The sequence below is a fragment of the Oscillospiraceae bacterium genome, assembly GCA_035380125.1.
Lineage (GTDB): Bacteria > Bacillota > Clostridia > Oscillospirales > JAKOTC01 > DAOPZJ01.
Map to the genome: position 1 here is coordinate 1 of DAOSWV010000024.1, position 14263 is coordinate 14263.

13 protein-coding genes are annotated in these 14263 nt (G+C 50.6%); 9 read left to right on the forward strand and 4 right to left on the reverse strand.

Features of this window, described 5'->3' with window-relative positions:
* The first annotated feature begins 401 nt into the window (after positions 1-401).
* The 3 genes from thrS to PK629_10020 are packed head-to-tail and all read left to right on the forward strand — an operon-like array spanning position 402 to position 4409.
* Positions 402-2309: a threonine--tRNA ligase gene (gene thrS / locus PK629_10010; protein ID HOP11811.1), complete on the forward strand. Its 1908-nt coding sequence runs from the start codon at positions 402-404 to the stop codon at positions 2307-2309.
* A 46-nt stretch (positions 2310-2355) separates the two neighbouring features.
* Positions 2356-3198 (forward strand): diaminopimelate epimerase, encoded by an 843-nt coding sequence (gene dapF, locus PK629_10015; protein ID HOP11812.1) that lies wholly within the window; start codon positions 2356-2358, stop codon positions 3196-3198.
* A 20-nt stretch (positions 3199-3218) separates the two neighbouring features.
* Positions 3219-4409, forward strand: a complete 1191-nt coding sequence (locus PK629_10020; GenBank protein ID HOP11813.1) for an LL-diaminopimelate aminotransferase — start codon at positions 3219-3221, stop codon at positions 4407-4409.
* A gap of 95 nt (positions 4410-4504) precedes the next feature.
* Here the strand turns inward: PK629_10020 and PK629_10025 are convergent, their stop codons facing one another.
* A complete protein-coding gene (locus PK629_10025; protein HOP11814.1) occupies positions 4505-5353 on the reverse strand; it encodes a hypothetical protein in 849 nt (282 codons plus the stop codon).
* Positions 5354-5489: 136 nt separating this feature from the next.
* Here PK629_10025 and PK629_10030 point away from each other — a divergent pair, with 136 nt between their 5' ends.
* The 4 genes from PK629_10030 to PK629_10045 all read left to right on the forward strand — a co-directional run bounded on the left by PK629_10030 (position 5490) and on the right by PK629_10045 (position 9035).
* Positions 5490-7181, forward strand: a complete 1692-nt coding sequence (locus PK629_10030) for an alpha-L-rhamnosidase C-terminal domain-containing protein (protein ID HOP11815.1) — start codon at positions 5490-5492, stop codon at positions 7179-7181.
* A gap of 157 nt (positions 7182-7338) precedes the next feature.
* Positions 7339-7560 carry an AbrB/MazE/SpoVT family DNA-binding domain-containing protein gene (locus PK629_10035; protein HOP11816.1) on the forward strand — a complete coding sequence of 74 codons (222 nt, stop codon included), beginning with the start codon at positions 7339-7341 and terminating at the stop codon, positions 7558-7560.
* A gap of 3 nt (positions 7561-7563) precedes the next feature.
* Entirely contained in the window at positions 7564-8301 is a 738-nt protein-coding gene (locus PK629_10040) for an ABC transporter A family member (GenBank protein ID HOP11817.1), read from the forward strand.
* Complete coding sequence (locus PK629_10045) at positions 8298-9035, forward strand: ABC transporter permease (protein HOP11818.1); 738 nt, start codon at positions 8298-8300, stop codon at positions 9033-9035. The genes PK629_10040 and PK629_10045 overlap by 4 nt, the downstream gene beginning before the upstream one ends.
* Before the next feature lie 84 nt (positions 9036-9119).
* Here the strand turns inward: PK629_10045 and PK629_10050 are convergent, their stop codons facing one another.
* From PK629_10050 to PK629_10060, 3 genes are all read right to left on the reverse strand, one after another.
* Positions 9120-10799 (reverse strand): M3 family oligoendopeptidase, encoded by a 1680-nt coding sequence (locus tag PK629_10050; GenBank protein HOP11819.1) that lies wholly within the window; start codon positions 10797-10799, stop codon positions 9120-9122.
* A gap of 67 nt (positions 10800-10866) precedes the next feature.
* The gene (locus tag PK629_10055) at positions 10867-11922 is read right to left on the reverse strand and encodes an FAD-binding protein (GenBank protein HOP11820.1); all 1056 of its coding nucleotides are present in this window, start codon (positions 11920-11922) and stop codon (positions 10867-10869) included.
* An 80-nt stretch (positions 11923-12002) separates the two neighbouring features.
* Positions 12003-12509: a hypothetical protein gene (locus PK629_10060; GenBank protein ID HOP11821.1), complete on the reverse strand. Its 507-nt coding sequence runs from the start codon at positions 12507-12509 to the stop codon at positions 12003-12005.
* A 150-nt stretch (positions 12510-12659) separates the two neighbouring features.
* Here PK629_10060 and PK629_10065 point away from each other — a divergent pair, with 150 nt between their 5' ends.
* Both PK629_10065 and PK629_10070 read left to right on the forward strand, forming a co-directional pair.
* The gene (locus PK629_10065; protein ID HOP11822.1) at positions 12660-13307 is read left to right on the forward strand and encodes a redox-sensing transcriptional repressor Rex; all 648 of its coding nucleotides are present in this window, start codon (positions 12660-12662) and stop codon (positions 13305-13307) included.
* The gene (locus tag PK629_10070) at positions 13304-14227 is read left to right on the forward strand and encodes a LysR family transcriptional regulator (GenBank protein HOP11823.1); all 924 of its coding nucleotides are present in this window, start codon (positions 13304-13306) and stop codon (positions 14225-14227) included. The genes PK629_10065 and PK629_10070 overlap by 4 nt, the downstream gene beginning before the upstream one ends.
* The last annotated feature ends 36 nt before the right edge of the window (positions 14228-14263 follow it).

The following is a 14263-nucleotide window of genomic DNA, read 5'->3' on the forward strand; positions in this document are numbered from 1 at the left end:
CCGTAATCCTTTTTTCTTTATCCTTTTTGTAACACATCATTGACAAACCTACAAACTATTTCCAAAATTCCGCAAAACCGCTATTGCATTTTCAACTTTTCGGTGATATAATATATTATACAGGTATTGACGGAGATGTGACCGTTGTCCGACGAATCAGAGAGAGCCGCATTCGCTGTGAGCGGCTTTTCGCAAGAACGGTACGACCACTCCCGAGCTTCCGCCCGAAAGCGCTTTACGGCGTCAATAGGCGCGGACGTCTCTTCGCGTTAAGAAGCCCCAATAAGGTTAAAGAACTTTTTCGGTTCTTTGATGAACAAGGGTGGAACCGTGAGATTTTTCTCACCCCTTGCAGGTATTTGCCTGCGGGGGTGTTTTTATTTTTGAAGGGAGTCATAACTATGAACATCACGCTGAAAGACGGAAAAGTGCTGCAGTTCGAACAGCCGATCTCCTGCTACGAGGTCGCCAAATCAATCTCCGAGGGACTTGCGCGCAACGCGTTGGCCGCGCTTGTCGACGGCAAACGGGCTGATTTGACCTATATCATCGACCACGACTGCACCCTGCAGATTCTGACCTGGGACGACCCCGATGGCAGATGGACATTCCGCCACACCGCTTCGCATATTCTGGCACAGGCGATCAAACATCTGTATCCGCAGGCCAAACTCGCCATCGGCCCGGCTATCGACGACGGATTTTATTACGACATCGATGTTGATTTCCCGATCACGCCCGAAATCCTCGAAAAAATCGAGGCCGAAATGAAAAAAATCGTGAAAGCAAACTATAAAGTCGAGCGCTTCACCCTGCCGCGCGATAAGGCCATCGCTTATTTTAAGGAGAAAAACGAGCCGTATAAAGTCGAATTGATACAAGATTTGCCCGAGGGTGAAGAAATCAGCTTCTACAAACAGGACGATTTCACCGACCTGTGCGCAGGCAGCCACCTGTTCGCCACGGGCATGGTCAAGGCGTTCAAACTGACCTCGGCGACGGGCGCTTATTGGCGCGGCGATTCCAAAAATAAGATGTTGCAGCGCATTTACGGCACGGCATTTTTAAAAGCCGCAGATCTCGAACAATACCTTGCAATGCTCGAAGAAGCCAAAAAACGCGACCACCGCAGATTGGGCAAAGATCTCGGTCTTTTCCTTCTGATGGACGAAGGCCCCGGCTTCCCGTTCTTTTTGCCCAAAGGTATGGTGTTAAAAAACACGCTGATTGATTATTGGCGCGAAGTGCATAAGCGTTACGGCTATGTGGAAATCAGTACGCCCATTATTTTGAGTCGCCAGCTCTGGGAAACAAGCGGACATTGGTCTCACTATAAAAACAACATGTACACCACGGTGATCGACGAACAGGACTTTGCGATTAAACCGATGAACTGCCCCGGCGGTATGTTGGTCTATAAATCCGAGCCGCACTCCTACCGCGAACTGCCGCTGCGGGTCGGTGAACTCGGTCTTGTCCATCGCCACGAACTCTCGGGTGCACTGCATGGCTTATTCCGCGTTCGTTGCTTCACACAAGATGACGCGCATATCTTTATGACATGGGAACAGATGAAAGATGAGATCAAAGGCGTGGTTTCCCTGTTCGACGAGGTCTATTCCCTGTTCAATTTGAAATACCAAATTGAGCTCTCGACAATGCCTGAAGATCACATGGGCGATGAAAAAACCTGGGATTCCGCACAGGATATCTTGAAAGAAGCCATCACCGAGATGGGAAAAGATTATATCATCAACGAGGGCGACGGCGCATTCTACGGCCCGAAACTCGATTTCCATCTGACCGACTGTCTCGGACGCACATGGCAGTGCGGCACTATTCAGCTGGATATGCAGCTGCCCGAGCGCTTTGAACTCGAATACACCGGTGCTGACGGCGAAAAACACCGTCCGGTCATGATTCACCGTGTGGTTTTCGGCTCGATCGAACGTTTTATCGGCGTCATCACAGAACACTTTGCCGGTGCATTCCCGCTGTGGCTGGCTCCGGTACAGGCCAAGGTGCTGCCGATCTCCGATAAAACCCTTGACGGCGCACAGGCGATCAACGATAAACTCGTCGCCGCCGGACTGCGCTGCGAACTCGATACCCGCAACGAAAAAATCGGCTACAAGATCCGCGAAGCACAACTGCAGAAGATTCCGTATATGCTGGTTGTAGGCGAAAAAGAGCTCGAGGAGGGCACGGTTTCGGTGAGAAAACGCGGCGAAGGCGACATCGGCTCCATGCCTGTCGAAGATTTTATCGCATTGGCTCAAAAGGACATCGCTTCAAAGGTGATTTGGTAAACAAAACGGATTAAAAAGAGGAACGGCACGAAAGGAAGGAACAAAGATGCTGTATAAATTCACAAAAATGCAGGGTACGGGCAACGACTATATCTATATCAACTGCTTTGACCAGAAAGTCGAAAATCCCTCTAAACTTGCGATTGAACTGTCCCCCAGACGCTTTTCGGTCGGTTCCGACGGCGTGATTCTGATCTGCCCGAGCGACGTCGCCGACGCCAAAATGCGCATGTTCAATGCCGACGGCTCCGAGGGCAAAATGTGCGGAAACGGCATCCGCTGCGTGGGTAAATACATCTACGACACCGGCATCGCCAAAAAGCCGGTCGTCAAGATCGAGACCCTTTCCGGCATCAAGACGCTTGAGCTGCAAATCGAAAATGGCGTTTGCGTCGGGGCGACGGTTGATATGGGTAAAGCCATTCTGGAATGCGCCAAAATCCCGGTACGCCTGCCGATGGAAACCGCCATTGCGGTACCGCAGACCTTCCGGGGCATTCAATATCTGATCACCTGCGTCAGCATGGGAAATCCCCACTGTGTGCTGTTCCGCGACGAGATTCACACGATGGATCTGGAACGCACGGGCCGGGTTTTCGAGACCTGCCATCTGTTCCCCGAGAGCGTCAACACCGAATTTGTCAAACCGATCGCCAAAAACGAGATCGCGATGCGGGTTTGGGAACGCGGCAGCGGCGAAACGCTGGCCTGCGGCACCGGTGCGTGCGCGGCGGCGGTTGCGGCGGTGCTGAACGGCATCTGCGAAAAAGGCAAGGACATCACCGTCCATCTGCGCGGCGGCGATCTGACCGTCAACTACACCGACGAACGGGTCCTTCTGACCGGACCCGCAGTCAAGGCCTTCGACGGCACCGTCGAGGTCGAATAAATTCACTATAGGAGATTAAAATGAAGCTCAATAACAACTTCGATAACATCCCCGAGAGTTACTTGTTCGCCAACATCGGCAAAAAGGTGAACGAATATAAAAAAGCCAATCCGAACGCCGACATCATCCGGCTCGGCATCGGCGACGTTACCCTGCCCCTTTGCGAGGCGGTTGTCACCGAGATGTCCAAAGCCGTCCGTGAAATGGGCACACCCGAGGGTTTTCGCGGTTACGGCCCCGAGACCAACTGCTACAGCTACGACTTTCTGACCGACGCGCTGAAAAAATATTATGCCAAGAAAAACATCTCGCTCGAAGATCATGAGATTTTCGTCAGCGACGGCGCAAAGAGCGACCTCGGCAGCATTATGGATTTGCTGGATACCGATAATATTATTCTGCTGCCCGATCCGGTTTATCCGGCTTATCTCGACGTCAACGTGATCGCCGGACACAAGGTGATTTTTTCAAACGCAAATTACGACAACGGTTTTGTACCGCTGCCCGATCCAAGCGTCAAAGCCGACGTGATTTATATCTGTTCGCCGAACAACCCGACCGGTGCGGTTTACGGATTCGACGCGCTTAAAGCGTGGGTTGATTATGCGCTTGCGCAGAAGGCGTTGATCATCTTCGATGCGGCTTACGAGGCCTTTGTCGGCGATTCTTCCCTGCCCACTTCGATTTATCAGGTCGAAGGCGCAAAGAAATGCGCGGTCGAAATCTGTTCGCTGTCCAAGACCGCCGGATTCACCGGTACCCGCTGCGGCTACACCATCGTTCCGAGCGATCTTGTCTTTGACGGCACCTCATTAAATAAACGCTGGCAGCGCCGTCAGACCACCAAGTACAACGGCACCAGTTACATCATCCAGCGCGGTGCGGCAGCCGTTTTCTCCGACGCCGGTTTCCGCCAGACCCGCGAACAGATCGCCTATTATAAAAATAACGCCGCTGTCATCGGCGCGGCGCTCGACGAACTCGGCATCTGGTACTGCGGCGGCAAAAATTCGCCGTATATCTGGCTCAAATGCCCGAACGGCATGAAGTCCTGGGAATTCTTCGATCTGCTGCTTGAAAAAGCGCAGGTGGTCGGCACACCAGGCGCGGGCTTCGGCAAAAACGGAGAGGGCTATTTTCGCCTGACCGCATTCGGAAACGCCGAACGTACCAAAGAAGCCGTGGAACGGCTGAAAAAGATTCTCAAGTGAAAATTGAAAAAGTAAACGGTATCGCTTTTGCGATACCGTTTTTTGTTTGCCCCTTTATGATGCCGAGATTCTTCGACTTGCGCTCAGAATGACAATCACATTTGATAATACCAGACCGATTTTAAGGCGTCTTCCCTGCCCTTGAAGAAATCCGCCCAGCGTTCCGGCGGCTCGTTTTCGTCGAAATAGTCGTCGTAACGGATGCTGACGATGTCCTCCAACGGGATAGGCGTAGTATCTTTACTGCGCAGATGCAATGGGTAATTGACGCCGTATGGCAGCGGGCTGACCGTTTTGCCGTATTTTTTCATGATCGCACACGAAAAAACGGCCTGATGAAAGAAAATCCGATTGAGCGGTGATGAAATCTGATTTTTGATTTCATTGGTTTTCAGTAACGCTGTCATCGCCGTTCGCACTTCGGAAAACAGCCCGTCCGGCTTTTTTGCCCGAATCATTCCGGCATTGTAATAAGGATAAATTTCATCTTTTGAAATGATTGTTTTAACAGACCCGACACCGTGAATATCCAATCCGAAATCATCATAAATCAATCGCCACATCGGGCTGAGCGGTTCGCCATATGAAACACCAATGTTTTTCATATCGACGGGATTGACGCAGATTTGGGCATCGGGAAAAACGGGAGTTTTGAAAAAACAGCTGTCCACGTCGATCCAGAGGTATTCATCGTCGCAGCAGCGTTCGAATTCGGCGGCGGCGAGTAATTTATCGACAAAAGGAATCGGCTTGTATTCCTCGGGCAGGTCGAAATTGATCTGCTCAATTCCGCGTACTTCCACCGTCAGATTTAAATGTTCGGGCGTCATAACAGTGAATTGGTATTGCCCGATCAGATCGGTATTTTGGCATAAGGAATCATACAATAGCCGCGCTTTTCCGATACAAAGCGCATGACCGACAAATGTTCCGATTCGTTTCATCCTATCCCTCCCGATTCATTTATGGACTTTATTATAACAGTTTTCCGCAAGCCGCGCAACAAACGCATTTTGACTTGCACGCAGAAGATTCGGCGTGTATAATAATCTTAAAATTCCTAATTTGAAAGGGACTGTTATGTCGAATATATCCGATTTATTTCCCCGGCTTGCGGGAACCGATTCCGATCCCCGCGTCCGCCGCTATCTGACCCCGTCCCGCGTGCTGACAACCGGCGGCAATGTTACCAACGCACAAGCGCTGCTTGCGCCCAAACCCTCGCAAATCACACTGGTCAGGGGTGAGGTCTGTGCGCTCGAAAACGCACCGGGTTCGGAAAAAGCGTTTGTACTATTGGATTTCGGCATCGAATTAAACGGCGCAGCGCGAATCTATGTCCAGAGCGTCCGTTCGGAGAGCAAGCGCGTCAATCTGCGCGTGCGGTTCGGCGAATCGGCGATGGAAGCCATGACGCCCATCGGAGAAAAGAATACGACCAACGACCATGCCAACCGCGATATGGTGCTGAATGTCGGCTTTCTCTCGGCCAACGAGACCAATGAGACCGGCTTTCGGTTTGTTTATATAGAATTGCTCGACGAGGACGCAAAAATCGAGTTAAAAGCCGTACAGGGTGTCTTTATCTTCCGTGACCTTGACTATCTCGGCAGCTTTGAGTGCGACGACCCGGTCGTTAATCAGATTTGGAAGGCGGCGGCTTACACCGCGCATTTAAATATGCAGGAATACCTATGGGACGGCATCAAGCGTGACCGGCTGGTCTGGATCGGCGATATGCACACCGAAGTCATGACGATTTTGTCGGTGTTCGGCGCGAATCCCGTCATTCCGAAATCGCTCGATCTGGTGCGCGACGAGACCCCGGTCGGCAGCTGGATGAACGGCATTTCCTCCTATTCGATCTGGTGGATTTTGCTGCATGACGAGTGGTTTTCCTACACCGGCGATCTTGACTATTTGAATGCGCAAAAATACTATCTGATTCCACTGCTGCAAAAACTCGCCGAATACATCGACGAAAACGGCTCGGAGACGCTGCCGAACGCACGATTCATCGACTGGCCGAATCAGGCGAATTCCGGCGCGACCCATGCGGGTCTTCAGGCCATGATGCTGTTGGCATTTGAAAAAGGCGGAACGCTCTGCGGTCTTCTCGGCGACCAAGAGACCGCCGAACTTTGCGATACCTGTGCCGCGAAGCTGAAAAAGCATATCCCAGACCCCTGCGGCTCTAAGCAGGCCGGTTCGCTGCTGGTCTGCGTCGGGCTTGCGGACGCGAAAGAGACCGCGCAGAATCTGCTGACCGTCGGCGGTGCGAAGGGTCTTTCGACGTTCTTGGGTTATTGGACGCTTGCGGCTATGTCTGCGGCGGGCGATACCGACGGGGCGCTCGATTTGATGCGCGAATACTGGGGCGGGATGCTGAAGATGGGCGCGACGACTTTCTGGGAGGACTTCAATATCGACTGGATGGAGAACTCTGCGGGCATCGACGAACTTGTCCCGGCGGGCAAAAACGACATCCACGGGGATTTCGGCGCGTATTGCTACAAGAATTTCCGCCACAGTTTGTGTCACGGCTGGGCGTCCGGCCCCGCGCCTTGGCTGACCCATCATGTGTTGGGCATTCAAATTCTCGAACCCGGCTGCAAAAAGCTGAAAATCGAGCCGCACCTCGGGCACTTGAAATTCGCGCACGGCACCTTCCCCACCCCCTGCGGCATGGTCTTGGTCGAAGTGAAAAACGAAAATGGAAAGCTAACCACTGATGTCAAAGCACCGGAGGGTGTGGAAGTAACCACAATGTAGGGGCGGATATTATCCGCCCGCATAAATTATTACAAATATAAAAATACAACAGTACATATTGACGGGCGGATAATATCCGCCCCTACTCTATTTATTGACATATGCTTTTATACATGTTATACTATTCTTGCATTTCATACTTGTGGGAGGTGTGGGAATGAGTGCACCCAACGGAAAATATGTCTTCGGGACCGTTAAGGTCGGCGAAAAGGGACAGATTGTCATCCCGAAAGAAGCCCGTGATGTCTTCAACATCAAGCCGGGCGATATGCTGTTGGTGCTCGGCGATGAGCAGCAAGGCATCGGGATTGTCAAAAGCGACGTTTTGCAGGCGTTTGCCGAACAGATTATGAACGCGCGCGAAATCAAGGAGGATTAAGCGATGGTTGCGATTCAAACGACCGGGCTGACCAAGAGATTCAAAGATAAAACCGCCGTCGATAATCTGAATTTATCGATTGAAAACGGCGAACTGTTCGCGCTGCTCGGCGTAAACGGCGCGGGTAAGACCACGACCATCAAAATGCTCTCGGGGCTTTGTTCACCGACCTCCGGCGATGCGGTTCTGCTCGGAGACAGCATTGTCAAGGCCGCGCACAAGGTCAAGGAGAACACCAATGTCTCCCCGCAGGAGACCGCCGTCGCCCGCAATCTGACCGTGCGTGAAAACCTCGAACTGATCGCGGGGATTTACGGCGCGGATAAGAAAGCAGCTAAAGAAAAAGCCGAAAACATGATCAAATCCTTTGCACTCGGCGAGGTCGCCGACAAAAAGGCAAAAATCTTATCCGGCGGATTTCAACGCCGCCTGAGCATTGCGATGGCGTTGATCTCAGACCCGAAAATTTTGTTTTTAGACGAGCCGACCCTCGGGTTGGACGTGCTCGCGCGCCGCGAACTCTGGAAAGCCATCGGCGCTTTAAAGGGCAAGGTCACGATGATTCTGACGACCCACTACATGGAAGAGGCCGAAGCGCTCTCCGACCGTATCGGGATTATGTCCGACGGGCATCTGAAAGCCGTCGGCACCGCCAAAGAACTGATTGCGCAAACCAACGCAAAAAATTTCGAAGACGCCTTTATTGCATTGGCGACCGAAACGGAGGCGACCGCTTTATGAGAATGCTGTGGTTTTCTTCCCGCAACCGCAAAGAGATGCTGCGCGACCCGCTGAATATCGCATTCGGTCTCGGATTCCCCATCGCCATTATGCTGCTGCTCTCGGCGATTCAAGCCAATATCCCGATCGAGATGTTTGAAATCGACCACCTCACACCGGGCATCGCGGTGTTCGGTCTGTCGTTCGTCTCGCTGTTTTCCGCCACGTTGATCTCCAAAGACCGCACCGGTTCGTTTTTGCTGCGGCTGTTCACTTCGCCGATGACATCTTCGGACTTCATTTTGGGCTACATATTGCCGATTTTCCCGATGGCGCTCGTTCAGGTCGCCGTTTGCTTTGCTTTTGCGCTTGCACTCGGTTTGACGTTGACGGTGAACATTCTGCTCTCGATTGTCGTGCAGATTCCGACGATGATTTTCTTTATCGGCATCGGGCTGCTGTGCGGCAGCGTGTTTAATGACAAACAGGTCGGCGGTATCTGCGGCGCATTACTAACGAACCTCAGCGCGTGGCTGTCCGGCACCTGGTTTGACTTGAAACTCGTGGGCGGCGCCTTTGAATCCATCGCCTATGCCCTGCCCTTTGCGCATGCCGTCGACGCCGGAAGAGCTGCGCTCTCGGGCGATTACGCGGCCATCATGCCCGATTTGTGGTGGGTGATCGGCTATGCGGCCGTCATGCTGGGAATTTCAATTTTCGCTTTCAGCCGAAAGATGAAAAACGACAAAGTATAAAATTTTATCGAATAAAAAAGAACGGCGGGCTATAACCCGCCGTTCTTTTTTTGAATCATAACCCCGTTCGCAGAGGGAAATTTTTTATAATTGATTCAGATAGTCGACTGCGGTGGATGCGACCTGTTTCAGACAGCCGTCGGTGAAAGGGTCCTTGATATCGGCGACTTTGCAGAGTTCGATAAAGGTCTTTTTACCGGTGCAGTCCACGAGATGATTATAACGTTCCCAAGCGTTCTTCCGGTCTTTGCGGCTCAATGCCCAAAACGCCAGCGCGACGCTCTGCGCCAAACAGTAATCGATATAATAAAACGCGACCTCATAGATGTGCGACTGCCGCTGCCAACCCCTACCCTGCGAATAGCACGGCACGCTTTCGAAATCGATATATGGACGATACAGTTTCTCGAGCTTCATCCACTCTTCATGGCGCTGTGCCGGCGTCAATTCGGGTTTTTCGTACATGATATGTTGGAAGTGGTCAACCATCGTGCCGTAGGGGATGAACGTGACCGACTCCTCGAGATGCGCCAGCCGTGCGCGTTTGGCGTCTTTGCCGTAGAAATTTTCGAGCCACGGCCATGCGAAAAACTCCATCGACATCGAGTGGATTTCACAGGCGTCCAACGAAGGTCCGGCGGTCTCATAAATCTCATCGTTTCCGGCGATGTAAAACGCATAGGCGTGCCCGGCTTCATGGGTCAGCGTGCCGACGTCGCCTTGGGTGCCGTTGAAATTGGCGAAGATGAAAGGCGCTTTGTAGTTGGCGAACAGCGTGCAAAACCCGCCGCCGGCCTTTTTGGGCTTGGTCAACAGATCCATTAGGTCGTTTTGGGTCATGAAATCGATAAACTCGCCGGTGCGTTCCGACATCTCATGATACATCTTCACGGCTGCCGCAACCAATTCGTCGGATGTGCCGTCGGGTTTCGGGTTGCCCTCTTTGAAAGTATACAGCAGATCGTACAACGACAATTTCGGAAGCCCGATGCGCTTGGCCTGCAGTTCGCGCAGGCGGTTTGCGACCGGCACCAGATCGTCGATCACCTGTTTTCGGAAGGTATCAACCATCTCGGGGGTGTAGCAGTTGCGCTGCATGCGCATATAACCGACCGGGGTAAAGGTCTCGTAGCCGAGTTTTTTGCCGATCTCGGTGCGCACCTTAACGAGCTTGTCATAGAGTTCGTCGAACTTCTCCGCATTAGCCATGAAGAAGCTGCCATCGGCCTCGTAAGCCGCTTTGCGCACAGCGCGGTCGGCGTTTTCCTTATACGGCCCCAACTGCGCCAAATTCAACGTCTTGCCGTCGAACTCGATTTTCGCGCTTGCAACCAATTTGTCATATTCGCTGACGAGTTTGTTTTCCTCCTGCAACAGATCGACAATCGTCGGAGAGAAGCACTTGACCGCCAGTTCCGCATTGACAAACAGCAGCTTGCCGAAACGCTTTTCGCAGTCGGGACGGAACTTGCTGTCGAGCAGCGCCTGAACGAACGGCTGCATCTTCTCTTCATATAGCGGTCCCGCCTGATCGAGAAAGTCGTTTTCTGCGTCGTAAAATTGATCTTCGGTGTCAATGGAGTGGCGAACGTTCACAAGGGACTGCGCCGTCGAAAAGTCCATCAATACCTTTTCATGCTCCAGAATGGCGTCGAAAACAGTCTGCGCATTTTCGGCGTTTTTGACCTGTGCGATCAATTTTTCATAAGATGCGCCGATTTTTTCAAGATCGGGGCGGACATACTGCATTTCGGAAAATTTCATCTGCTCAAATCCTTTGCTTTTATTTGGGATTATTCTACCATATTCAATATATATGTCAAGCGAACGGTTATTCACGGACTTTGATCGTATTCAAACCGCTTGCCATAATCAAATGCCGCAAAATCGGTCCATACATAAACGGACATTTTAAGATTTTCGCCAACAGTTTCAAACGGATTTTACGCGTTTTTATATGATAGACGCGTTCCGGATTTTTTGCCTTTCCCGACAACACATCGGCCAATACCGTGGCGCTGTCGATGGCGAAACTGATTCCCTCGAGCGAACTCGGGCTGATGAATCCCGCCGCTTCTCCGACCAAAAACACGCCGTCCTTTCCTGTTGTAAAATCGAAAAAGGACTTCGGACGCAGCACCATGCAGGCCTCGGTTTTGATCGGTTCGCCGAATTTAAAACCGTACTTTTCGAGTTTTTTCTTTTGCTTTTCAAAACTCTCCCGGCAGTTTTTCGGGCTGAATGCCCCGCCGAAGATGAAATGATTATCTTTAGAAATGGACCACGAGCAGCAGTCACTAGTCTCAGGATCGAAGACGCAGGAGTAAAACGGATTTCGGTGCGCCTCGGCAAACCACTGTTGAATGGCAATATAGCTGCGCATCTTTCGGTACGGGAAAAAGGTTCTGCGCACAATCGAGTTTGCGCCGTCCGCACCGACAATTTGTTTGGCTGTGATCTGCCGCGTTTTGCCGTCCGGCGTCTTGCAGATAATGAGAAAAACGCCGTTTTCCCGGGAAATATCGGTGACTTCCGCCTCGAGTTTTTCCACATAGGCGGGGATCAACGAAAACAGCCAGCGGTCGAATTTATGCCGGTCGAGATTGATGTAAAAACGCTGATAATGGCGGATCAAGCCGGTTTTCAAATCGATGGTCTTGACCGAAAAAATCTGCGGATCGACGAGAAATTCCTTGGGCAGCGTCAGCGCAAAGGCCGAGAGCGATTTCTGCGCATCGGTGGACAACAAGCCGCCGCAGGGTTTGGAAAAGCTGTCCGGCCCGTCGTTTTTCCGATCGATGATGACGGATTTTAACGTTTCCGGCAGCAATCGGGCAAGCGTCGAACCCGCAGGGCCCGCACCAATCACTGCGACGTCATATATCATATTGAACACCGTCCTTTCCAAAAGAAAAGACATGCGGTTTAAGCGCATTCTCTCTTAAAGATTCTGATTTGAATATCTTATTATACTTTTACAGCTCCGGTACCTTTTAGATTTGATTTAAAAATCCATGCCTGTATCGGCGCAAAAAGCAAAATCGCAATCGACAAAACTAAAAAGCCCACAATATAAATCGAAACAAAGACAAAAAAGCGAACAGGCAAAAAGAAAATACTGAATAAATTGATTTTCCCGGATGAACTCCGCCACAGTTTTATATATTCATTTGCTTTTTCAAACAGGCGCTCATATGCAAATTTAGCCGTATTCTCAAAATAAGAAAGACGAATTCTCTTCTGTGCCGAATGAATCGCTCTCTTTATCGGCACATGGAACGCCCAACCCGCATAAATGATACCGATACAAATCGCTACTGCGGCAAGCGCCAATCCGATAATCAACCATGTATGTGTACTGACCGCGCTCACTCCGGTGATAAGAAAATAAACAATCACATAAATAACGGCAAGAATCGGAATAGAGGCCATGGCGCGCATCATCATCTTTGCAAACAGAACGATCAATCGCATAAGATATCTCCTTTCAAAACATCAAGTATTATATCACTCCCGTGTTTAAATGTAAATCCTTGTAATTGTTGGATTTCGATATTTTTATATCGATATATATTGACTTATTAAAAAAAGATGTTATAGTAAAAACAGAATGGAGTGATTCTCTTGCCTTTGAAAGAAAAAGAAATCTCGGTCACAACGTTGAGAAGATTGCCGGTTTATCTGCATTATCTGAATACCATTAAAAACACACGAAAAAATATTTCATCCGCAACTATTGCGGCGGCGTTCGGCCTCAACGATGTCCAGGTTCGAAAAGACCTCGGCGCCGTGAGCGGTTCGGGGCGTCCTAAGACCGGATATGACGTGGAACAGCTGATCGGGCAAATTGAATACTGCCTCGGTTACGGAAGTGAAACAAAGACCATTCTGGTTGGCGCCGGGAACCTCGGAAAAGCGCTCTTATCGTATCGCGGCTTTTCGGATTACGGTCTGAACATTATCGCGGCGTTCGACTCAAGCGAAGCAGTGGTAGGAACACTGATTAACGCAAAACCCGTGCTGCCGCTCGGCGACATTGAGGTCGTATGTATGAACAAAAATATCAAACTCGGTATCATCACCACACCCGTTGAGTTTGCCCAGGAGACCTGCGACCGTCTGATCTCCTGTGGTATCAAAGCCATCTGGAACTTCGCCCCCACCATATTGAAAGCGCCGGAACATGTGCTGATCGAAAACGAAAATCTCGCTTCGTCGTTAGCCATTCTCTCAAAGCATCTGCGTGAGGGCTATTCGGAGGAGAACTTATGAATCTGCTGCATTTGAAATACGCCGTCGAAATCGCCGAGACCAACTCCATGACCAAAGCCGCCGATCGGTTGTATACATCCCAGCCGAATCTGAGCCGTGCGATACGGGAGTTGGAGAGCACACTCGGCGTCACCCTGTTTAAGCGCACATCGAAAGGCATCTATCCCACATTGGAAGGCGAAGAGTTTCTTGGCTATGCCCGCAAGGTACTCGCACAGGTCGATGAGATTGAAGCCATGTATCAAAAGGGCGAAAAGATCCCGCAGCAGTTTTCAATTTCGACTCCGCGGGCCAGCTATATTTCCTGCGCGTTTACCGAATTCATCCGAAAGCTCGACCATGCCGAGAATATGGAGATTTTTTATAAGGAAACCAACACCCAGCGCGTAATCAGCAATATTTTAAACGCGGATTATAAACTGGGTATTCTGCGGTATCAATCGACTTATGATAAAAATTTCAAAGAGGTGCTTAAGGAAAAAGAACTCGCCTCCGAACTGATCTATGAATTCAGCTATATGCTTTTGATGTCAAAATCTCATCCGCTCGCTTCGAAAAAAGAGATTTTTATCAGCGATTTGACTCCGTACGTCGAGATTGCCCACGCCGATCCCTTTGTCCCTTCGCTGCCGTTGAGCACCGTCCGCAAGAACGAGATCATCGATGATGTGGAAAAACACATCTATGTATTCGAACGCGGCAGCCAGATGGATCTCTTGACCGAAGTCCCCGACACGTTTATGTGGGTCTCGCCGATCCCGCAACGGCTGCTGGACAGATATTCGCTGGTTCAGCGCGTCTGCGCCGAGAATGACCGAAAGTATAAAGACGTTTTGATCTATAAAAAGGATTATCATCTGTCTCAGGTTGACAAGCTCTTCATTGACGAGTTGATGAAAATCAAGCGTAATTTAACTTGAATTCCAATTAGATAGTATTATATCGATATTGTTATA